The 21,227-nt window shown below is 47.9% G+C and carries 19 protein-coding genes and 2 pseudogenes; 9 read left to right on the top strand and 12 right to left on the bottom strand.

Translation table 11 applies throughout. From position 1 onward, the window contains the following. Both AQR02_RS33905 and AQR02_RS31190 read left to right on the top strand, forming a co-directional pair. The coding region (locus AQR02_RS33905) for an alpha/beta fold hydrolase (RefSeq protein WP_245237272.1) at positions 1-421 on the top strand (421 nt) is incomplete at its 5' end. Between the two features lie 145 nt (positions 422-566). Continuing rightward, positions 567-854, top strand: a pseudogene (locus AQR02_RS31190) (sulfurtransferase); the annotation flags it as partial. 293 nt (positions 855-1,147) lie between these two features. On the opposite strand, the gene AQR02_RS09670 reads toward AQR02_RS31190, so the two are convergent. Then, entirely contained in the window at positions 1,148-2,221 is a 1,074-nt protein-coding gene (locus tag AQR02_RS09670; protein WP_209444138.1) for an alpha/beta hydrolase, read from the bottom strand. 424 nt (positions 2,222-2,645) lie between these two features. Between AQR02_RS09670 and AQR02_RS35500 the strand changes: the two are divergent. After that, a pseudogene (locus tag AQR02_RS35500) lies at positions 2,646-2,885 on the top strand (preprotein translocase subunit SecA); the annotation flags it as partial. Between the two features lie 332 nt (positions 2,886-3,217). Here AQR02_RS35500 and AQR02_RS09660 read toward each other — a convergent pair. Genes AQR02_RS09660 through AQR02_RS09640 form a run of 5 tightly spaced genes read right to left on the bottom strand, consistent with a single transcriptional unit; the run spans position 3,218 to position 6,549 of the window. Next, positions 3,218-3,652, bottom strand: a complete 435-nt coding sequence (locus AQR02_RS09660) for an OsmC family protein (protein ID WP_054940383.1) — start codon at positions 3,650-3,652, stop codon at positions 3,218-3,220. A 17-nt stretch (positions 3,653-3,669) separates the two neighbouring features. After that, a complete protein-coding gene (locus tag AQR02_RS09655) occupies positions 3,670-4,416 on the bottom strand; it encodes an amino acid ABC transporter ATP-binding protein (protein WP_054940382.1) in 747 nt (248 codons plus the stop codon). Between the two features lie 19 nt (positions 4,417-4,435). Next, positions 4,436-5,080: an amino acid ABC transporter permease gene (locus tag AQR02_RS09650; protein WP_054940381.1), complete on the bottom strand. Its 645-nt coding sequence runs from the start codon at positions 5,078-5,080 to the stop codon at positions 4,436-4,438. Positions 5,081-5,122: 42 nt separating this feature from the next. Beyond that, positions 5,123-5,944: a substrate-binding periplasmic protein gene (locus AQR02_RS09645; protein WP_054940380.1), complete on the bottom strand. Its 822-nt coding sequence runs from the start codon at positions 5,942-5,944 to the stop codon at positions 5,123-5,125. A gap of 20 nt (positions 5,945-5,964) precedes the next feature. Then, a complete protein-coding gene (locus AQR02_RS09640; protein WP_082451954.1) occupies positions 5,965-6,549 on the bottom strand; it encodes a TetR/AcrR family transcriptional regulator in 585 nt (194 codons plus the stop codon). Positions 6,550-6,860: 311 nt separating this feature from the next. On the opposite strand from AQR02_RS09640, the gene AQR02_RS09635 reads away from it, so the two are divergent. From AQR02_RS09635 to AQR02_RS09610, 6 genes are all read left to right on the top strand, one after another. Further along, on the top strand, positions 6,861-7,238 hold the full coding sequence (locus tag AQR02_RS09635; protein ID WP_054940379.1) for a PilZ domain-containing protein: 378 nt from the start codon (positions 6,861-6,863) through the stop codon (positions 7,236-7,238). Positions 7,239-7,693: 455 nt separating this feature from the next. Continuing rightward, the gene (gene secA2, locus AQR02_RS09630; protein ID WP_054940378.1) at positions 7,694-9,970 is read left to right on the top strand and encodes an accessory Sec system translocase SecA2; all 2,277 of its coding nucleotides are present in this window, start codon (positions 7,694-7,696) and stop codon (positions 9,968-9,970) included. Between the two features lie 295 nt (positions 9,971-10,265). Then, positions 10,266-11,912 carry an AraC family transcriptional regulator gene (locus AQR02_RS09625; RefSeq protein WP_054940377.1) on the top strand — a complete coding sequence of 549 codons (1,647 nt, stop codon included), beginning with the start codon at positions 10,266-10,268 and terminating at the stop codon, positions 11,910-11,912. A 120-nt stretch (positions 11,913-12,032) separates the two neighbouring features. Then, positions 12,033-12,992: an ABC transporter substrate-binding protein gene (locus tag AQR02_RS09620; RefSeq protein ID WP_108721992.1), complete on the top strand. Its 960-nt coding sequence runs from the start codon at positions 12,033-12,035 to the stop codon at positions 12,990-12,992. A 13-nt stretch (positions 12,993-13,005) separates the two neighbouring features. Continuing rightward, entirely contained in the window at positions 13,006-13,761 is a 756-nt protein-coding gene (locus tag AQR02_RS09615) for a (2Fe-2S)-binding protein (protein WP_054940376.1), read from the top strand. 115 nt (positions 13,762-13,876) lie between these two features. Then, positions 13,877-14,671: a DUF975 family protein gene (locus AQR02_RS09610; protein WP_209444137.1), complete on the top strand. Its 795-nt coding sequence runs from the start codon at positions 13,877-13,879 to the stop codon at positions 14,669-14,671. 113 nt (positions 14,672-14,784) lie between these two features. Here the strand turns inward: AQR02_RS09610 and AQR02_RS09605 are convergent, their stop codons facing one another. The 6 genes from AQR02_RS09605 to AQR02_RS09580 form a co-directional block, all read right to left on the bottom strand. Beyond that, a complete protein-coding gene (locus AQR02_RS09605; RefSeq protein WP_054940374.1) occupies positions 14,785-15,804 on the bottom strand; it encodes a LacI family DNA-binding transcriptional regulator in 1,020 nt (339 codons plus the stop codon). Positions 15,805-15,808: 4 nt separating this feature from the next. Beyond that, complete coding sequence (locus AQR02_RS09600; RefSeq protein ID WP_245237271.1) at positions 15,809-16,780, bottom strand: amidohydrolase family protein; 972 nt, start codon at positions 16,778-16,780, stop codon at positions 15,809-15,811. Between the two features lie 395 nt (positions 16,781-17,175). Beyond that, complete coding sequence (locus AQR02_RS09595; RefSeq protein ID WP_159067720.1) at positions 17,176-19,089, bottom strand: serine hydrolase domain-containing protein; 1,914 nt, start codon at positions 19,087-19,089, stop codon at positions 17,176-17,178. 202 nt (positions 19,090-19,291) lie between these two features. Continuing rightward, the gene (locus tag AQR02_RS09590; RefSeq protein ID WP_245237269.1) at positions 19,292-20,101 is read right to left on the bottom strand and encodes an alpha/beta fold hydrolase; all 810 of its coding nucleotides are present in this window, start codon (positions 20,099-20,101) and stop codon (positions 19,292-19,294) included. A 157-nt stretch (positions 20,102-20,258) separates the two neighbouring features. Further along, positions 20,259-20,984, bottom strand: coding sequence for a DUF4386 domain-containing protein (locus tag AQR02_RS09585; RefSeq protein WP_054940371.1), 726 nt, complete (start codon positions 20,982-20,984; stop codon positions 20,259-20,261). A 3-nt stretch (positions 20,985-20,987) separates the two neighbouring features. Then, a complete protein-coding gene (locus AQR02_RS09580) occupies positions 20,988-21,227 on the bottom strand; it encodes a helix-turn-helix transcriptional regulator (RefSeq protein WP_054940370.1) in 240 nt (79 codons plus the stop codon).

Below are 21,227 nucleotides of genomic sequence, written 5' to 3'. Positions count from 1 at the left end.
GCCGCTGGAAGAGATTTCTCATATAGATCCGTTGACGGGCGGTTGGCCGCTTCCGTTTTCCGATCTTGCCGAAGCCCGTCAATTTATGCGCGAGGAGCTGGAGAGCGTTTTTGCAGTCGATTATTTCATGAACAGTCTGATCGAAACGCCCGACGGCTACCGAATGATGTTCAGCGGTCAAGCCATGGCTGCGAACATTGCCTACAACGTCGACTGGTACGGGCGGCTGTCCGAGATTACGTGTCCCGTGCTGCTGGTTCGGGCGCGTGACGGCGAAAGTATGCCGGACGAAGTCTGGGAAAAGGCGCAGGCCCGGATTGCCGACTGTACCGCGCGCGAAATGCCGGGTTCGGATCATAATGTGCATGTGAGCGATCCCGACCTTTTTTATTCTTTTCTAGACGAATTTATAGGGACGTAAGAAGCCTGCCTCGACAAGGCGATCGTATGTGGTTGGTGTCGCGGAGTCGTCCAGTCAGTCCGGACGTTCAAGACAGCGTGGAACGCATCTGGATTCCGGAGGATCTGTCGAAGCCCGAAGCGGCTCATTCGATCAGGTGCGAAGCGAGACGTTGGACCCGGTCGGCGTCCATATTCCGGGAGCGGTCAATTTCTTCTGGAAAGACCTGCTGAACGAAGACGGCTCGTAGAAAAGCGCGGAGGAACTGGAGAAGCACTTCGAAGGAATCGACGAAGAAGCGGAGATCGTGGTATACTGCGCGTCCGGCGTGAGCGCCTGCCCGAATGTGCTGGCGCTCGAAAAGGCCGGGTATACAAATGTGCGGCTGTATGCGGGAAGCTGGAGTGATTGGATTTCGTATGAGGAGAATGCAGTGGCTACTTGGGAAGAATAAGAACCACGAGGAACTTTGAGAAACAGGTTTATGGACTGTAAGAGGGTCGAACTTAGTCACCCTCTTCAGTCCTTTTTGGGTTCTTTTGCAAACAATCTGCAAATAAGAAGTCGAAGAAAATAGTTGCAAAATACCTAGAAACATCGACTCGATAGCAACTGAAATAGGCTGGTGTTGAATGCTTGGGTATCGTCGGGCGGTAAAATGACGCGGATGACTTGTTGCATGACAGAGAAGATCGGAACTTCTTGTACACAACTACTGTTGACTTTGGGTGTAATGCCAAGGGTTGCCTAACGATCATTATCTATGTCATACAACTGAGTCATCCCTTGATATGTAACTTCAACACGCAAATCTTCCTGTTTCAAAAAGGTCACTTTCCCTGATGGATCCACCTGTCCAACCTCGGAATTCAGCACCTTGTATGAGGCTTCGAAGGAGACAGAATAATCCATTTCATTGTCCATGGTTGCTACCGGATTGAGGCGGAGATAAGATTCCCCCATCCCTGAAATTGACAAATAGTCGCTTACTTCCAGCTTAACCGCTTGACCGGGTGCTTTCCCGGCGAACATGATCAGTGGACTATGTACTCGTCTGGACCAGGAAATCTCGTTATGCTCACCAATAGGATCCATCTGAAAAAATAAATCCTGCCCATATTTAAATCCCTTCGACAAAAGTAAATCTACCAGTGGATCGATTACCATTTCTTCCTCAGCTCCCATATCCAGCCAAATCTTCACATCCGGCTTTCCGGTTTCTTGCGCCCAATCTTCATACGCTTGTCCGTTAGCTACCCATGTGGAGGCGGACAGCGCACCGATCATCGAGAAAGTCTCAGGATGGTGATAGCCCATCCAGAACGCCTGCACTCCGCCAAATGAAGAGCCCATGATCATCCGGTGGTCCCTGTCTGGGATCGTTCTGTATGTTGAATCCGCAAAGGGAATGACGGTTTCAATAAAATAGCGGGTAAATTCCTCCGCCCCGGTTCCATCCGTAGGAATAGAATCATTAGGGAAAGGGACATACTCATTCCCCCGGTCTGAGCCTTCGCCTGCATCGACTGCAATTACAATTACCTTCTCCATCTTGCCGTCTTTAACAAGCTGGTCTACCTTCTTGTCAACCAGCCATTCTTTATTAAAAGAACTGGTGCCGGTATTAAACACATTCCGCCCGTCGTTCATATACACTACAGGATAACGGTCTTCGCCGGTTTCATAACCAGGCGGCAGGTAAACAAAGATTCTCCGTTCCCCGAGTTTCTCTATGCTCACTGTACCTTTGGTTTCATCTGGAGCAGCATTTCCCTCCAGGGTTGGCGAAGGCTGAACAGCGGTTGGCTCCTGTTCTTTCATACAACCTGTGAGTGCTAACATTAATAATGCTATAAGTCCCCAGCAACTGCACTTGTAAATCCAATTCTTGATCATCCAGTCTCCTCCTCTTAATAGTTAAACGCTTTCATCAAATTCACAGTATCCGCGCCATGTCCCTTATTCTAGAGGTTATTGCTATACCTCCCGCAACGCTTCCGCATCATATCTCTTATTTTAGCGCAAACGATTCCATCTGCCTATTGTTTATCTACTTGCAACAATGTGACGGTCTTTAAAGAACAGGTATGCCTGATTTTGTCATCCGATATTACGTTCAGCTTGATCAAGCTTGCAATCTTTGCCGGGTCCGCTTGGTGAGCATGCGCCATACCTCCGGGTCAGACAGTGTGTCAAACAGCTTGCCATCATCATATTCCTTCCTGTTTTGCGTAATCAGCTTGACCCGCACCGGATTTACACCCAAAAAAAAGCCAAACTCAAGGGGCTTGTACAAGAAATCACGTCCATCCATAGGGCGGGACGTCCAACTCTCATTGGCACTTCAAGCGTCGAGGAGTCTGCCATGCTGGCAGAGGCGCTAGCGGCTGCCAGCATGGCAGAGGCGCTAGCGGCTGCCAGCATGGCAGAGGCGCTAGCGGCTGCCGGCGTACCTTGTCATTTTCTGAATGCGAAAAACGACGCGGCGTTCAAGAGTTATCTCTGAAAGAAGTTTTGATAGTGATCCAGCTGGAGTGACTGGATTAGTTATGAGGAGAATCAGGTGGCTACGGGGGAATAGTCAACACAAAGAGCCCGCGCCATGCGCGGGCCTTTTGTGCTGGAGTTATATCCATGTAGGGTTCGTACAGAATGCCAAGAAATATCTCAAGTCAACAGTCGTCTCACAAATGAGCCGAAGCGGGTCGGATAGTAGTTACAGAGCAGCTTCGTGTGATGTATCCTCTCGCTTTGCAGGATTTAGGCATGGGAGACATTGAGTACACATAAAGCTCTTGGTTCAGTCCAATCCAAGCCTTAGCTTGTTTTCTCTGGTTTCTCTACTTCCACTCCATTGAGGATTAGATGGGGGTGAATCTCTGCCTTAAGCGAATCCGAGACGGCACAGTACTTCTCCTCAGCCATCAGGATGGCTTTCCAGAGCCGGTAATCGGGGACATTCCCATCAATATGAAAAAACAGATCAATCGCTGTAAATCCGGAAGGATTCGCTTCCTTGCGGGTTCCATCTGCTTCAATTTCGAGTCGTGTGATTTCCGGTAGGAACCGGTCCAAAATCATTGTGATATCGATACCCATGCAGCCTCCTAACCCTGCTAGCAGCAATTCCATCGGAGTCATGCCTTCGCCGTTACCGCCGTATTTAGGAGTTGCATCCATCCCCACGGAATAGCCGGAAGGACCGGTTGAATCAAACATCCGTTTGCCTTTCCAAATGGTCGATACTTTCATTATATTTACCTTCTTCCTTAAATTTCGTTGATTTGATGCAAGAATCTGCGTGTCCGTTCCTCCTGGGGATCTTCAAAAAACCGCTGCGGAGCCGCTTCCTCGATAATATGACCGTCTGCCATTAAAATGATTTTGGTCGCCACTTCACGGGCAAACTTCATCTCGTGTGATACGACCAGCATAGTCATTCCCTCCTGAGCCAGCTCACGCATCACGCTCAGCACCTCACCCACAAGCTCAGGATCAAGCGCAGAAGTGGGTTCATCGAATAACATTACTGCGGGTTCCATCGCCAGAGAACGGGCAATCGCCACTCTTTGTTGCTGCCCGCCGGAGAGCCGGGAAGGATAATATTCTTCACGATCTGCCAGTCCAACGCGGTCCAGAAGCTTCCGGCCTATAGCTACAGCCTGTTCCTTCGGCAGCTTCTTCACGGTGATCAGACCTTCAATCACATTGCCGAGCGCTGTTTTGTGCGGATATAGATTAAATTGCTGGAACACCATCCCGCTCTGCTTACGGATATTCCGGGTGGCCTGCTGACGCAAACGTCTGGAGGCAGTGGCATCTACCACAATCCCATTTACTTCAAAGCTGCCGCCTGAGATGTCCTCCAAACCATTTAAGCAGCGAAGTAATGTGCTTTTGCCGGAACCGCTCGGTCCCAGGACAACGACAATATCCTGTGCTGCCACTTGTATATTAATGCCCTTCAGCACTTCATGATCCTGAAAATGCTTCGATAAGCCTGTAGTCGTTATCATGTTAACGTCATCTCCATGTTCAATAAGCTTTGGCCAATCTGCGTTCGAACCGCTCCAGGATGAAGGCCAGCCCTGTACTCATAATCCAATACATCACACCGATCCCCAGATAAAAAGGCATATATTGATAATACTGGGCAATGAGAAGCTGTGCTTGACGCAGGAGTTCGCTGACCGTGATTACTGAAACGAGTGAGGTCTCCTTCAGCATACCAATGAACGTATTTCCCATAGGTGGAATAGCAATACGCATGGCCTGCGGCAGCACAATTCTGCGCATCGCCTGCCATGGCGTCATTCCGGTTGAATAAGCAGCCTCCAGTTGTCCCTTCGGAACCGACAGAATGGCTCCACGGAACGTCTCAGACAAGTAAGCCCCGGCATTTACACTGAGCGCAATATAGGCTGCTGTCAGGGAACCAAGCGTAATCCCGTAATCTACAAGTCCATAATATATGATAACAATCTGAACAAGGAGCGGTGTCCCGCGGATGACCGATACATAGAAACGGGCAATCCACCGAATCGGCGGATTCCCTTTGAGGCGGGCGATTGCTACCACTAGTCCGATCATCAGACCGAAGAACATAGAGACAATCGTCAACAGTAAAGTGTAACCGGCGCCCTTCAGCAAGAAGGGCAGATTGTCGAATACGAGTTGCATTAAACCTACCCCCTTCCCGCCGTAAGGCGCACGCTCCAACATTTATTTTGCAGGTGTTTCATTGAACCATTTCTGAAAAAGAGTGTCGTATGTGCCGTCTGCCTTCATATCTGCCAAGGCTTTATTCATGGCATCCCGAAGCTCTGCATTATCCTGGCGAAGAGCAACACCCGCCATATCGGATTTGATTGGTTCGCCCACCGCTTTAATCTGGAAGCCATTCTCATCCACAATCGGTTTCAAGGCATACAGATTATTAATGGTCGCATCAATCCGTCCTGCATCCAGATCCTTCAGTGAGGTAATCACATCATCATACGTCTTGATCTTGAAATCACCTACTTTTGGCAGCACTTCGGTACGCAGGTAGGTTTCATCGTTCGTTCCGAGCCCCACCCCAATCGTTTTCCCTTTGAAATCTTCCAGCTTTGTGATATCAGTATTTTTAGTATTGACGATAATTTTGACATTGTTCGTGATGTAAGAATCCGTGAAATCAATTTGCTTCTTACGTTCATCAGTAATTGTAACCTGGCTAATCACGATGTCGAATTTCTCCGCTTGCAGACTTGGGATCAGCCCGGAGAAATCCTGAGTCGTGAATTCTGCTGTCACTCCAAGACGTTTGGCAATTTCCTTGGCGATATCAGGGTCAAAACCGTCTACTTCTTTCTTGTCATTTAAAAAGGTATACGGCGGATAGGTTCCCATGGTACCGACCTTGATCACGCCCGCTTTTTTAATTTGTTCCAGTTCATTCGCAGCCGTAGTTCCCGAGTCTGAATTCCCACCGCAAGCGCTTAGAACCAGACCGAACACTGCCAGAGCAGTTATTGTAACCATAGCAAATTTACGTTTTATCATTATTGTTTCTCTCCCTATATCTATATTTTTCCCAACAATCCGTAAAATTCGAAACTGGCCAATTCCCTCGCTAATTGCTGTGCCGAAGCCTCTGCAACCTTAGAATGAATATCTTCGGAACCAAATAACCAGCGTGAGAGCAAGCCGTCACACATACTCATCAACAGAGCAGCGCGAAGCTCAACCTCTATACCCTCAGGCAGCATTTGCAGCTCTATCGCTCTTTCTATATTGCGGCGAAAAGCTTGCTCCATCGCATTCCGGGTAGCCGAAATACGCTTCCTTATCGTTTGATCGGCTCCATTTCCCATCAGGAGGATCTCCATAAGATGGCGGTTCTCTGCGGCGAAAATGAACAACCGGTGGAACAGTGCTTCTGAAGCTTTTACCATATCCGTTATATCTCCCGGATCTTGACGATACCCTTGGGCAATCACTTGCAGCAGCTGTTCCTTGCCCGTTTCGATAATCTCCAGCGCAATGGCTTCCTTGCTCTTAAAGTGCCAGTAAAAGGTTCCTTGCGCTACACCCGCTTCTTGAACGATGTCTGATATTTTCGTCTGATGATATCCCAGCCTGGCAAACTTCTCCAAAGCGATCTGCATCAGCTGAGTTCTGCGATCTATGTTTTCGTTGTTTTCACCTATGGGCAATCCATCTCCCCCTCCCGATTGATTCGTCAGTCAGTTGTCTTTTTTAAATCCTATAGGATAACTATGTTATTGTCAATAGATTCTTGATATTTCTTCCTTTTGTCAGATACACGACATTTTTTATCAAGCGATATGCCAAGTGCTATTCAGCCAGCCTGTGGCATGACGGCTTAAACTTGGGACCACCGGGATTATAGCTCTTCACTAATCCTGCTTCCGTGTCGATAAATTTTAAATACACATGGAAAAGTATGGAGGAGCATATGAACGGAAACCGCAGAACTGAACCTTTTCGTTATACTCTAAAAGAACCTGCTACATTTGATCTACATATTCTTACCATTAACGGAATCCCCGTCCCCCCCAAACCCGTAAGTGCCCAACTGTATGACATTAGCCGTTCGGGATGCCGATTATCGATTCCTTTGAACATTAATCCGGATGTTAACCTGGTGCGCATAGGCATGGATATGGCCCTCTCCTCAGAATCCATGTACTTAGAAGGAACTTTGAGATGGTATACGGAGGAATCTGATACCTTTCACTACGGCATTCAATTGGACATTCCTGAAGCTGACAAGGATCGCCTTCCAAAAATGCTGCGCACACTGGCTGGTGAAGGTAAAATATTGGTTCGTTGAGAGATACAAAAAAGGAGCGTTCCCCGTAAGGGAATGCTCCTTTTTTGTACACCAGAATGGTTTAACCTGTAATGTTATCCTTACCATCTATATAAAACTATAGGCCATGTTTAAACCAATAACATCCGCATCGCAACAGAAATAGCCTCCGAGCTGGATTGGGATCCCTTGGCTTTCTACTATTTGATTCTAGGAAGCTTCCCAAGAATGCAATATAGTATTTACATTGTGAAATCCATAAGTTACAATCACTCACAACCAATAACTGGGAACTACCTCTAAGTTCTCCATTCCTTCCAACCACATAGTTCCTCAGTACATTGCCTTTGTTTTACCTTATACTTTAATCACTTTCGGATTAGCTACATCTGATTCTATTAAACGGGTAGGCAACAGATCAGCGCAAAAGTTGTTCAAAACTAAGCGTATATCTACCGAGGGGAGATCAAATTATTATGAATATAGCCGTCAAGTTCATGCAAAAATTCAAAAACTTTGATAACCAGAATAAGCTCAAGGTCTACCGGGACAAAACGGAGCTCATTAGGAAACGGAATATGGGAGCCTGGGATGACGAGCAACTCCAAGCGGAATCCCTCCGGCTGCAAAAAGAAGCCCGTTCGGGTACACCATTGGACGAACTGCTTGTCGATGCTTATGCGTTAGTCTGCGAGGCAGCCAAGAGAACGCTCGGACTACAGCCTTATGATGTCCAGATTATGGCTGCCATCGCTCTGCACGAGAGAAATTTAATCGAGCAGCATACCGGTGAAGGAAAAACACTCTCTGCTGTTATGCCTGCATATCTAAATGCACTGACCGGCAAAGGCGTTCATGTGCTAACTTTTAACGATTATTTGGCTAAGCGGGATGCGGATTGGATGGGCCCGGTCTATCGTTTTCTCGGGTTAACGGTAAACTCGGTTCAAGCAGGCATGAGCCTGTACGAGAAACGGGAAGCATACGCCAAGGATATAACCTATGTTACGGCTAAAACAGCGGGGTTCGATTACTTGCGCGATACCATTGCACTAAGTGAAGCCGCTACCGTGCATCGTCCTTTCCACTACGTTATCGTCGACGAAGCGGATTCGCTGCTGCTCGACGAAGCGCGGGTGCCGTTAGTCATCAGCGGCGATTCAGCCTCTTCCAGGAGCGACAGCTTTCGCTTCGCAGAAGTGGCCCGGCAGCTCAAGCAAGCAGAGCATTACGACTTCGACGAGTTCCAGCGGAACGTTTACTTGAATGAAGCAGGCGCTGAGAAAGCGGAATCGCTGCTGGGATGCGGAAATTTGTACGATATTCACAACAGTCACTTGCTGACGTCATTAAATTGCGCATTGCATGCGGAATCGTTATTAATAAAAGACATCGATTATATCGTCCGGGACGGCAAAATCGAGCTGATCGAAGAATACACCGGCCGCGTGGCGGAGAACCGGTATTTGCCGGACGGGCTGCAAGCGGCACTTACGGCCAAAGAAGGGCTGTCCTCCACGAACAGCGGAAAAATTCTCGGGACGATCACCATTCAACACTTTATCAGCCTGTATCCGCAGATTTGCGGAATGACGGCTACTGCGCATGCTTCCGCACTGGACTTCCAAGATATTTATGCGCTGCAGGTCGTGCAAATCCCGCCGAACCGGCCAAATATCCGTATCGACCATCCGCACAGGATCTATACCCATAAAGAAGCCAAGCTTAAGGCACTCGTACAAGAAATCTCATCCGTTCATCAAACGGGACGTCCAATTCTCATGGGTACGTCAAGCGTCGAAGAGTCAGCCATGCTGGCTGAGGCGTTAGCGGCTGCCGGTGTACCTTGCCATGTTCTGAATGCGAAAAACGACGCGGAAGAAGCCGATATCATCTCCAAAGCGGGAGAAACCGGCGCAGTGACGGTGTCTACAAATATGGCGGGGCGCGGCGTCGACATCCGGCTCGGCGGCGGCGACCCCGCGCAAGCAGAGGCAGTCGCTAAGCTGGGCGGGTTATACGTAATTGGCACCCATGTGAACGAAAGCGTGCGGATCGACGACCAGTTGCGCGGGCGTTCCGGCCGCCAAGGCGACCCGGGAGCATCCGTTTTTTATGTAAGTATGGAGGACGAGTTGCTGCTTCGCTTCGGCATCCACAAAGCGGTTCGCGATCGAAAGCAGGATGAGGCTCTTGAAGAGCCAGTACTCAGCAGCAAGATCACAAGTATTCAGCGTATTGTTATGGGTCAAAACTTCGATATCCACAAGGAACTGAATTGCTATTCAGATATGGTGGAAGATCAGAGGCGGCTTCTTTACGAGGAGCGGCTCCGAATTTTGAAAGGCGAGAAGCCGATGAGTCCTTCGGAGCAGCGAGTCAGGCTTTTTTATATCGACGAGTTCTGGGCTGAACATCTTGCGTATATTTCTTACCTTCGCGAGAGCATCCATTTGGAGAGCCTTGCCAGCCGTAATCCGATCGACGAATTTCATGCGCAAATCACCGAAGCCTACGAGCAAATTCCTTCTAAAGTAAATAGTGCGTCGGAAAAAATGCTTGAACGGCTCGGAGGTTCGAATGACCCGGCGGAGTGGGAAAAGCTCGGTTTGAAGAGCCCTGCCTCCACCAGGACTTATATTATCAACGATCAATACTTACAGAATAAGCGCAGCTCATGGACCGGGACGACTGTATTTGCTTATTGGATCCGCATGATTATGAAGCCTGTATGCAAGCTGTCCAAATATTGAAGACCTGAACTATTCAGCTTCGTCCCTTCGTTGAATCTCTTTTCAATGCTTAACCAGAGCTTGTAGTTAGTTACGGATTAAAAAATAGTATAATATACGAATAGATTATAAGTGTCCCGTTTTTGTTACCATTTTGAATGGAAAGTAGTGTGCAGCATGAATCTCTCACTACAGCAGATATTCTGCTCAGAGATTCGTAGGCTTCAACCGGGAAAAGGATATCTTATCTCAGTGGCTCGCGGCCTCAGATGCTAGTATTTGCGAGTTGCTGTATATTGGAAAGTGGTGGCGATGAATGATCAGTAAGGATGGCATACCGCCAGCGGGAAGATTCGGACAGATTGATCAAATGTGGTTCAGGCTTCGAAGCATCACACAGAACAACAATCCCAAGGGAGAGTGGTCACTTCGGCTGCAATTTCTTGAATCGCATGTGCTCCTGATTCCAATATTTGGCCGGGGTTGGATAACGGTAGATGGAAAATACGCTGAACTCAGAGCGGGATTTGTGTTTGTATGCCTGCCGGGGCAGTTGATCGAAGCCCGTCTAGAGGGTTCAGGAGACCAGAGGTTATACATTCTTCGGTTTGACGTATTTGGTCGGCGTGATCTGCCTGAACATCAGGAACAGACAAGCTCATCGGAGCTACATATTCCCTTCCCCTTGGAAGGAGAAGCAGCGATTTCATCAACTATTACATACAGCAAATACTGTGAGGTCATAGCCGCTTCCATGGAAAGCATAAATCCCTTGCAGCGGCTGCGTGCCCAGAGCGGATTCTATGAGCTGCTGTATAGTCTGCTTAGCGATGCCGGCCAGCTTCAGCCAAGCGATACAGACGCTGTGATGGAGCGGGTAAAGACATATATAGAGCAACACTACCGCGAAGAGCTCACCATCCGTCTGCTGGCAGGCGAGGCAGGCACCAGCGAAAGGCATTTCATCAGACTGTTTAAGCAGAAATATGGTATCAGTGCGATTGAATACCTGACCGAATTCCGTATCCGACAAGCAAGGAGCCTTATGCTGCCGCAAACGAATTATGATTTGAAGGATATCGCAACTTACATCGGTTATAAGGACATCCCTTATTTCCGGCGGAAGTTCAAGCAAATTACCGGTGTAGCTCCGGCAACATTCATGCGAAACGCCAAGCTGAAAATTGTTGCTTACCACGGCAGCCTGATTGGGGCACTGCTTACCTTGAATATTATTCCTTGCGCAGCTCCGGCTGACCATCCTTGGACTGAGTATTACCGCCGTAAATATGAGCCTGGTGCGGTACTTCCTCTTGCACAGGATGACAATGCCCGAATACAGCAGCTCACCTTCCTCCAACCTGATTATATTTTGGGGCTGGAGCAATCATTAAGTGCAGACATACATCAGCAGCTTCAAGAGCTTGCACCCACATATCTCGTGTCCTGGCTCCGAAGGGATTGGCGGACGCAATTAAGATTCATCGGAAAATGCCTGGGCAAGTCAAAGGAAACGGCGGCATGGTTAGACAAATATGAGCGCAAAGCCGAGGCTGTCCGGGCAGACTTAGATCATGAACTCACTAAGGACAAGCTTCTTATTGCCCGAATAACCGCTCAGAAGATTACCGTAATGTCTAATCGAAGCTTGGGTGAAGTGCTCTACGATGATCTGCATCTGCTCCCGGCGTCCGTTGTTAACCGCAAGCTTAACCATCAGACATTGACGCTGGAAGAGCTGGACTCTGCGGATGCGGACAGGCTCCTGTTGATTGTGGATGAGGATGTCCAATCGCAGGCCGTCTGGTCTGAACTCCGGGACAGGGAGTCGTGGAAGCATTCTGATCCCGCCGGATATTCGCGTATTGACCATCTCCCTCCCTTCCCATGGACAGAGTATACATCGTTCACACAGGAGCTGATACTCGACCTGGCGTTGTCTCTTTGGCGTAATCGAACATAAAATGTTGGCGAGATTGTCAATAGTCGGATCTGAAAGATTGTTTTATACTCCTAACAATGATATTGATTCTCACTCGCAAGTGAGATTTAAGGTATCAAAAATCAGGAGGTTACATAATAAATGAAACAGATAAGAACAGGAATCGCGTTCTGTATGGCTATTGTGCTGGTATTGGTAATGGCAGCTTGCTCAAATAACAGTGGACAGGCCGAGAATACCGCCTCAGCTGCAGCGGACATTCGTGTAGTGAAAAGTGAAAAAGGCGAGATTAAAATCCCTGCCAATCCAACCAAAGTCATCGGACTCTCCGTGGTCTATCCGGAGTTTCTGCAAGCATTAGGTGTTACACCCATAGCAGTACAGAATTACCATACGGATCTGCCAACCTATCTGCGGGAACCGCTCAAGGATACTCTTAAAATGGGCATTGCAGAAACCCCGAATTTTGAAATGATATTGGCCGCTGAACCAGATCTTATCCTTGCTCCCGTCTGGTGGTCTGACAAGGACTATGATCAGTTATCCGGGATCGCACCGACGGTACTTCTGCCACAGCGCGATGACTGGCGTGATGAACTGAAGGATATTGGCGAAGTCCTAGGCAAGAAGGAGATTGCAGAGAAGGTCATTCAAGATCTTGCAGCACAGGAAGCTGAAGCCAAGCGGATGCTTGATGATCTGGTTGGCAACGAAACCGTGTTGTATATGATGGTTATGCCTAACAGTCTCATCCTCTATGGGGATCAGATTGATCGCGGTAAGTTTATTCATACGACGCTTGGGCTAGAGATGATTCCTAACTTCCCCAAAGATCCGTCATTATCCATATCACTTGAGAATTTGCCCGAGTATAATCCTGACCACCTTATTATTCAGCTGAATAATGAGGACAATGCTGAGATTAAGCAAACCTATAAAGATATGCTGGATAGTCCTCTGTGGAAGAACATGAATGCAGTCAAGAAGAACCAGGTGTATACGATGGCGGGCAAGGATTGGTTTAACGTGGGCATGTCTCCGCTGGCGAACCGCTATGCGATGGATTCGGTTCTCCAAGCCTTTGAGGGTAACTCGAAATAAAGGGGATTTAAGGATGTGTGAAACCGATGACATGCAATTGGGGGAACGATTTTTCATCTATTCGAAGGCTGCGGAGAATGCAGTGGTTACTTTTTCACTTACCGAATTAAGCCTGCCTGCCAATGCTGAATATTTACTCGAAACTTATGCTTCCATGCTCGGAACAGAGGACAAACGTTTAGCAGCCGCCATCTTTTGCAGCTGGTACGCCGGAATTTGCGGAGCCAAATATGCACTGCTTACGGCTGCACACCCGATGGCTCATGCCTTGTGCCTGAGCAACATGTCTGTACAGCTTATCCGCACTGAGGGTTTCCCCATATTCTCCTTCTATGTCCATGAAAATCGGGAAGGCCTCTGCCTCAAACATGTTCCTGGGAAAGTATTACTAGATGAGCTTGGTTTGTTCTATAAGAATGATGTTAGACCGATTATTCTTGCTCTTGCCAATGCCACACAGACAAAAGCAGTAATGCTATGGAAGCATATTTATAATCAGCTATATACCTATATGGAAGAGGAAGCCCTGAACGCAACTGTTGACAACACTCGCAACCTTATTATTGAGCAATTCAAAGCTATGACCTGGGAACTCGAACCGGAGGTATTCGGACTTCCCCGCAATCCGTTCCGCATCATTCCCAGATTCAGAACGGACCGCAACCCTCCACACAACACTATATCTATTAAGGCCACCTGCTGCCTGGCCTATCAGCTCAGATCGGATCATGGATACTGCAGCAGCTGTCCTATACTGCCACCGGAGTAAACGGAGCAACTGGTAAATAGTCATCAGGTTAAGCCCGCGGCCCCCGCGGGTTTTTTTGTGCAAAGGAACTTAATTGTTTCTTTTTGGCATAATCTATGGTATCTATTGTAAGTCAATGAACAAAATGCAAACAAAGGGAGAGGTTTTAATGTGGGATCGTAAGGAAATAAAGCGAAGGGCTAAGGATGTGCTCCGAACTTCGTACTGGAAGGCTTTTGTGGTGAGTTTAATACTGGTTTTACTTGGAGAAGGCTCGGGTATCCCAAGCTTGAATGAAAGAATAGGCTCTTCATCAATTCGTTCAGAATGGTCCAACTCCGTTCATGACATGGATTGGGGGTTTTTAGGCCCCTTTCTTGTTATCGCATTTTTCATTGTTAGCATAATCGCAGTACTTGGAATTGCATTTTATATCCTGATCGGTTCTCCTCTCACAGTAGGTTCTATGCGTTACTTCAAGCAGGCTGCCGAGGGTGAAGTCCGTATGGGCAATATCGGCTATGCGTTTCATAAGGAACGGTATTGGGCTATAGTTCTAACAATGCTCTGGAGAGGTTTTTTAAATTTCTTATGGTTCCTGTTGCTGATCATTCCGGGAATAGTTAAATCCTACGCGTACAGTCAGGTACCTTACATCCTTGCAGACAATCCGAATATCGGATATAACCGTGCAGTAGAATTAAGCAACCAAATGACAAAGGGACATAAGTTCCGCATGTTTGTGCTTGATCTGAGCTTTATCGGATGGATTCTGCTTGGCCTGCTGGCACTCGGCATCGGCGTCTTATTTGTTCAGCCCTACATCAATGCCACTAAGGCAGAGCTTTACTTGGAATTACGCCATACTGCACTTACATATAAAATGACAACAGAATATGAACTCCGGCTAGCACCGAAGCCTTTTTTTTAGAATCGTATCTGCTACTTAGCTGCTGATGAATAGTCAACATGAAGAGCCCGCGCCAAGCGCGGGCTTTTTGTCTTGGATTGTACAGATGTATAGGCAGGAATTTCATTATTTTATCAAAGGCCCCTCTCGTCCACAGCCTTTACAGACTCGCGGACAAGAAGCTCCGGCGGAAAGCGCACTGCTCGACCGGTTCCTCCGTTAAGCAGTTCGATTAAAAGCTCCGCGGCATGCATACCGATCCATTCGAAGCAGTGACGAACTGTGGACAGCGGGGGAGTGGTGTAAGGAGTGAAAAATGCCCCATCATAGCCCATAATCGAGACATGTTCGGGAACGGAAATGGATCTGCGGTACAACTCCAGCATAGCTCCCATTGCCATCAAGTCGTTTGCGCAGCAAATTGCCGTCAGATCGGGAGCCTTCTCCAGTAGTAGAGCAGCACTTTTCGCCCCGCTAAGTCCGCTGAAATCTCCCGCTTCAATCCAAGATGGATTATGTGTGACGTTTGCGGACTGGAGAGCATCCCGAAATCCCGCGTACCGCTCCTGGCAGATGGACAGCTCTTCCGGCCCATTAATGTAGCCGATCGATCGATGTCCTTGCCGGATCAAGAACGTTCCGGCTAAGCGCCCGCCCTCATAGTCATCTGAGGCGACAAGAGAGCAACACGGTCCCAGGCTATTACCCAAATTGACGCAGGGAATCCGCAGTTTCAGCGCTTCCTTCATGAGGGGATGCTCTTTAGAGAAAGGCTGGAGAAACACGCAACCCTCCAGGCTTCGCGAATGTACCCACTCCCGTAAGCTCCCTTCCTGATAACCTGCGAACGGTACCGAAAAAATCAGCATTTCCTTCCGATAAATGCGTAGTGCCTTGCGGAGCGGCGCGAAAAAATCCTCAAAATCCCGTATCGACTCCATACCAAACTCAGGAAAAAACACTCCGATAAGGTTACTCCTCTGTGTCACGAGCTGTTTCGCTCCGGAATTCGGAACATACCCCAGTTCTTTCGCAGCTTGCCTAACCTTTTCAATGGTATTGGGATGTACCCCATAGCTCCCGTTTAACGCACGGGATACTGTGCTGATGGAGCATCCAACCTTTTTCGACAAGTCTTTTATGGTTGCCGCCATGTTATCAACCTTTATCAGCCTGAGCCAGTATTTTCCCGGCCTCCAGCTTGCTTAGATTTTTTCCGTAGGACTTACCGGTGCTTTTCTCCAGTTCACTAATTGCTCTCAACTGCGTCTCTGTCGCTGACTGCACTTGAATCAGATTCATGAGATTATCCCGGGCGATCATCTGTGCTAACTGGGGATCGTCTAACAGATACAGCATGCGGTACATGCCCTCAATTGCCTTCTCTTCCCCGCCATCAAGTCCATATCCGGAATCGGTGCTAATCATAAAACGATCTGGATACTTTCGAATCACAGGAATGAAGATTTCCGGCTGCAGCCCCCCTTCTGGATTGTAGACGGAGAAGCCGGCAAAAAAATCAGCGTAAAGGTTCGGATATTTCGCCATTAAGCGACCGACTTCTTCAGGAGTGTTGTAGGCATTGATATGGGCGAAAATAAAAGTTGTATCCGGATGCTGGCTCAAGGCTTGTTCCAGCTTGGCTACCGGCTCTCCGCCTGGCGGATCGATATGCAAAAGAATTGGAGCCTTATATTTCGCAATCAGATCATAAATCTGTGGAAGATAACCATCCATGGGATCGTTCGCCTTCCATTCAACATTCGAAAGTACCGGAGAATGAGTTGAAGCCGCAGCAATCTCGCCCAGGCCGAAATAGCCCTTTTCTAAATTGTCTTTGATTACATCAAGACTGCCAGGATCATGGAGATCGAAGCCGGAGAAGTAGGGTATATAGAAGTCGGGATTGCTCTGATAAGCATACCAGCTGTAAGAATCGGTCAGAATTGCGCTATGTTCGGAAACGTCTCCGAAAAGAATGACATTTCGCACTTTATACTTCGTCCATACGTCCTCCATCATTTGAAACTGCTTACCAGATGCATCATGATTGTGAGCGTCGATCAGTCCCAGATTCCCGTATGTATTCACCAGCTGAGTAAAATCCGGCTGATCCGTTGACGATTTCAAATCAGTCTGTTCTGCCGCCACTGTGTTCCCAGGGCTTACTGCTTGGGTAGTTGCTGTCACTTTTGGTTCTACTTGATTGCCAGGTTGCGCTGCCGTACAACCTGATATAGCCATTATCGTACAACATGCGGCCAATATAACCAGGGGTGTTTTATAGCGATCCATCATCCATAACCTCCCAATATAATGAATAATTTCTATTCGCATTATATCACGAAAATCATCCTGACAAGACCATATATCGGAAACGTTTCCGAATTATTCATCATTTCGGAACAGCCAAATTTCAAGGCTATTATTTAAACAAAAGAGGTGTTCACTGCCATACGAATAGCTGGCGGTACACCTCTTCTTATCACTTCAACCCGGAACAACACCAAGTATACCCTGCCAGCTTAACTGTAGAATTGCCAGAATACGAGCAGGCTCACCAGAACAACCATCATCGCCCCAGGAAAAATGGCCGACCACTTGTCACGGGTAGTTGAAGCAGGCCGCTTTTTCTTCTCCAATACCAGAAGTGGCGCCAAGAACACTATCGCCAGTCCAGTCAGTCCATAGTTAACCATAATCTGCGGATACACTTCTGCATAGGCACGCTCATTATTGCTTATCATCCTCAGGGCCAGGACCAGATTGTTCACCACAATGCCGGTGCCCGTTAAGGTGAGGCCTGCAGCCAGCTTGCGGCTGGCTGCACGAGAAGCAGGGCGTGTTCTGGCATTCCGCTTGCTTAAGATCGTCTGAACCAGCAATACAAACGGGGCGAACATGAAATAGCCGACGACCAGGACCGCGAACGCGGCACTCAAGAGCAGCACCGGCATCGATTTGCCGGCAGGCAGCGGCAAATAATCAGTGGTATACACTGAGATCGCCTTTACCTTACCATCATTGACTGTTGCATGCAGCATAGGCCAGGCATCGAGCGCCGAGTCTCCGCTAACTTTCTGATAGAGATAAGGCTGTACCTGCTTATAGCTTCCGGTCATGCCTGCTAGTGATACCCGGAGTTGATCTGCTCCCTGCGGCTCAAGCTTCATCAGCGTAAGGTAAGGAAATAGATTCATGAAGCCGTGTCCAGGGCGGCGCGCAGCCATAAACTTGCCTTGAACCTCAGACGCATCGGGCAGATTGACAGCGGCGGCCTTCTCACGCATGCCTATGATTGCTTTGGTCAGGCCATAAACAATATTGGATTCACTGGCCTGATTAGACATAATTACGATCGCAAACCGGTCTTCAGGGACGATCTGCAGATTGGTGGCAAAAGCAATTGTATTCCCGCCGTGTCCTAACGTCCGGTGCAGTCCGGGATATTCCCAGAACCCATGTGCATTGCCCGGCATACCTTCCGCTGAGGTATAACTCCGTGCCAGCATCGTGTTCAGCGTCTCAGGTTTCTCGAACAGGGGGGACTGTTCTCCGGCTGCCGGTAGGAATGCCATCGCAAACTTTGCCAGATCCTCAGCAGTGCCGTTATTCCCGCCGTTAGGGTACATAGACATATAATTCCATGAACCCTGCGTAAAGGACCCTTCTTCTTGGAAGAAATAACCTTTAGCTTTATGCTTCAGCAGCTCCGGGCGGTCCTCTACGACGGAATAGGCAATGGAATCTTTCATGCCCAGAGGATCAAAGATATGCTGCTGAACATATTCATGATAAGGTTGGCCGCTGATTCTCTCCACGATAAATGCAGCCAGGGAGTTGCCATAGTTCGAATAGGCTACAGCCTCACCGGGTCTGTAAATTTGTGCCGGCTGGGCAAGCTGCAGCCCCTCTTCCAGCGACCGCACTTCCTTAGGAGATTGATAAGCCATATCAAACATATACTCCTCGAATCCGGCATTGTGGTTCATCAGATTGAGCATCGTTATAGGATCATCATATTTCAGCTTAGTTAGGAAATTCTCCGGCAAATAGCTGCGGATATCTGTATTCAGATGAATTTTCCCTTGTTCTGCCAGCTGCATCACGGACGTCCATACAGTAAGCTTGCTGATCGAGCCCCACTCCATTACCGTATCCGGCGAGACAGGGATTTGCTGCTCCATATCGGCGTAACCGTACCCCTTGGACAATACCACCCGGCCATCCTTCACCATAACAACAGACGTACCTACGGTATGTTTTCCTATGTATTCCTTTACATAATCGTCGACAAAAGCTTCCAGACCGGCCAGCGGAATCCCGGAAGGGGTTGTTCCCCCTGCCCCACCGCTAACTTTCTCCGATGCAAACGCTGTGATACTAAAAGACAACAATAATAATATCGAGAACACAAGTGTGAATCCTCTTCTTAACAATAAAACCTCTCCTTTAGTCGAGTAAATTCCTGCAGCTCTCCTATTCTATCAAGTATTCTCACTCAAAAGCGCATAAATTTGTAAAATAAACCATATGCGGATTCCGGTTCTCCACACTTCCTCCACATACTAAACAGCGGCCCCGAGTACTGGAGAACCGCTGCTTGCTTTATATTCAACGCTATCACCAGGGTATGGTGAACTACTCAATCAATTGCAACAGTTCTTTGATAATAAGATCAGGGTGATAACTGTGGATGTAATGTGAACTGTCCTTTACAATAACTTGCTTGCCGTCAACCGACCATGAAACCAGCTCGGCTTGACTGTCTGCCCATGCCCGATCCTCTGCAAGCTTGCCGAAATAATCTGCGGTCAGAACGCGAATGGGTAGATTCAGCGGCTTCTCACCGGCTAATACAATCTGTGCATTCTCTTGGCTCTGGCGCATTTCATCAACCATGTCCCGGTTACCGGCCAGCAGAAGCATAGATTTACGGTTTAATGTCCTTTGCGCTTCAGGAAGCAATCTTTCTTCGTTGCTTTCGCTGGCTGCCCAATTCTTAAAGGCGTCCAAATGATATAAAGTCCGAAGGACACCTGTTGTCCTGAGTCCCTTGTAGAGGATTGGAATAAACATCAGTTCAGGGCTATGGGCATAATATTCAGGGCTTCCGCCATCGATCATCAGGATTCCTTTCACTTCCTCAGGATACCGCTGGGCATAACGGATCGTCTCCAGTGCACCCATCGAGTGCCCAACAAAAACATATGGCGGTTTCTGACCTGAGACTTGTAGCAGTTCGTGAATTTCACCTGTAATCTCATCAATATTCCGTTTTTTGCCTGTCACGTCACTAAATCCGTAACCGAAGCGATCGTAGACTGCGATTTTCACATGCTGTTTCAGTCCTTCGTATAAAGGCGAAAAGTCAGCGTATGGATTCGTTGTCCCCCAACCTGACGCAAATACAACGGTTGTTTCCCCTTCCCCATCCGAATATAGATGCATCTTATTTCCTTTGACCTCATACAGCCTTCCAACCGGCTGGTATGTTTTCCTGTCCTGAACCGCACAATACCACTGATAACAGGCTCCGACAGCTGTCAGAGCAACACATGCTGCCAACATCCAGAGTGCTATTTTCCAAACTCGTCTCTTCAACATTTCAAACAACCTGCGACTTGAATAAACGTGCAACCGCAGATTCATTAAATCCTTTGACTATAAGATATACCGCTAAAATCATCTCATTTGCCGCCACAGGAAGTGAGAATAAGGCGCCCCAAACTGAAAGCTGAGAAAATACACCGAACATTTCCAACAATGAAGCAAGGAAAACGGAGACCCCGCCTGTCATTCCTAAGATGGAAATAAACCGAGGAACAAGCTTGGTACGATAGAAGATGTAACTATACATAAATGTATTAATCCCCAGCATGAAGTTAGGCCCAAGCATGAAGGTCCAATCATGAACGGCTTGTAATACAGTGCCGGATGCCAGGTACGGGGCAGGATCCAGGGCACCTGCAGCTACATAATCCCGGCTTAAGGTTAGCAGCGATAGGATGCTTACGATACCGATTGTAATGACTACTGCTTCCATGAACCGAAAGAGAACATGACCAAGCGCGATGCTTTCATTGTACCTGCGCAAGAATGGAAACATGGTAATAGACGTCCCAACCGCCGCTACGACAAGGATCAATTCCATCAGCGCTCCCAGGATCACCTGGTTCGCGTGTGCAGCACCATTATCCAGGTAACCTGTATCTTTGAGAATCGGACTGTAAAGAATAAGCGCAAGGATTGATGATGCCGCTGCAAGGATAAACAGAACACCTACGACTTTCCCGGCTGATTTGGCTGAATTTACTGAATTGGCTAATTTCATGTTTTAACCTCCATCTTCTTCTTTGAGAGTTTGTTCCCCATAAAAAAATACCTCTTCCAAATGCAAGCTGAATGCATGAGCGATGCGGAAAGCCAGCTCGAGCGAAGGCGAATAATTGCCCTTTTCCAGAGCCACGATGGTTTGCCGGGTTACACCTACCTTGTCAGCTAATTGCTGCTGCGTCATTTCGTTATATTCGAATCTTAATTTGCGGATGTGATTGCCAACAAGATTTTTACTCAT

The organism is Paenibacillus ihuae, from assembly GCF_001368795.1.
GTDB classification, from domain to species: domain Bacteria; phylum Bacillota; class Bacilli; order Paenibacillales; family Paenibacillaceae; genus Paenibacillus_AQ; species Paenibacillus_AQ ihuae.
The sequence above is the reverse complement of the archived record's forward strand: the minus strand, read 5'-3'. Positions and strand labels throughout refer to the sequence as shown.

Coding starts and splice junctions, on each gene's coding strand:
- secA2 (WP_054940378.1), top strand. CDS start 7,694: ATGAATATAGCCGTCAAGTTCATGCAAAAATTCAAAAACTTTGATAAC.
- AQR02_RS09655 (WP_054940382.1), bottom strand. CDS start 4,416: ATGATAACGACTACAGGCTTATCGAAGCATTTTCAGGATCATGAAGTG.
- AQR02_RS09585 (WP_054940371.1), bottom strand. CDS start 20,984: ATGAAATTAGCCAATTCAGTAAATTCAGCCAAATCAGCCGGGAAAGTC.
- AQR02_RS09650 (WP_054940381.1), bottom strand. CDS start 5,080: ATGCAACTCGTATTCGACAATCTGCCCTTCTTGCTGAAGGGCGCCGGT.
- AQR02_RS09610 (WP_209444137.1), top strand. CDS start 13,877: ATGAACAAAATGCAAACAAAGGGAGAGGTTTTAATGTGGGATCGTAAG.
- AQR02_RS09635 (WP_054940379.1), top strand. CDS start 6,861: ATGAACGGAAACCGCAGAACTGAACCTTTTCGTTATACTCTAAAAGAA.
- AQR02_RS09590 (WP_245237269.1), bottom strand. CDS start 20,101: ATGCATCTATATTCGGATGGGGAAGGGGAAACAACCGTTGTATTTGCG.
- AQR02_RS09580 (WP_054940370.1), bottom strand. CDS start 21,227: ATGAGTAAAAATCTTGTTGGCAATCACATCCGCAAATTAAGATTCGAA.
- AQR02_RS09615 (WP_054940376.1), top strand. CDS start 13,006: ATGTGTGAAACCGATGACATGCAATTGGGGGAACGATTTTTCATCTAT.
- AQR02_RS09605 (WP_054940374.1), bottom strand. CDS start 15,804: ATGGCGGCAACCATAAAAGACTTGTCGAAAAAGGTTGGATGCTCCATC.
- AQR02_RS09625 (WP_054940377.1), top strand. CDS start 10,266: ATGATCAGTAAGGATGGCATACCGCCAGCGGGAAGATTCGGACAGATT.
- AQR02_RS09670 (WP_209444138.1), bottom strand. CDS start 2,221: ATGAAAGAACAGGAGCCAACCGCTGTTCAGCCTTCGCCAACCCTGGAG.
- AQR02_RS09645 (WP_054940380.1), bottom strand. CDS start 5,944: ATGATAAAACGTAAATTTGCTATGGTTACAATAACTGCTCTGGCAGTG.
- AQR02_RS09640 (WP_082451954.1), bottom strand. CDS start 6,549: ATGCAGATCGCTTTGGAGAAGTTTGCCAGGCTGGGATATCATCAGACG.
- AQR02_RS09620 (WP_108721992.1), top strand. CDS start 12,033: ATGAAACAGATAAGAACAGGAATCGCGTTCTGTATGGCTATTGTGCTG.
- AQR02_RS09660 (WP_054940383.1), bottom strand. CDS start 3,652: ATGAAAGTATCGACCATTTGGAAAGGCAAACGGATGTTTGATTCAACC.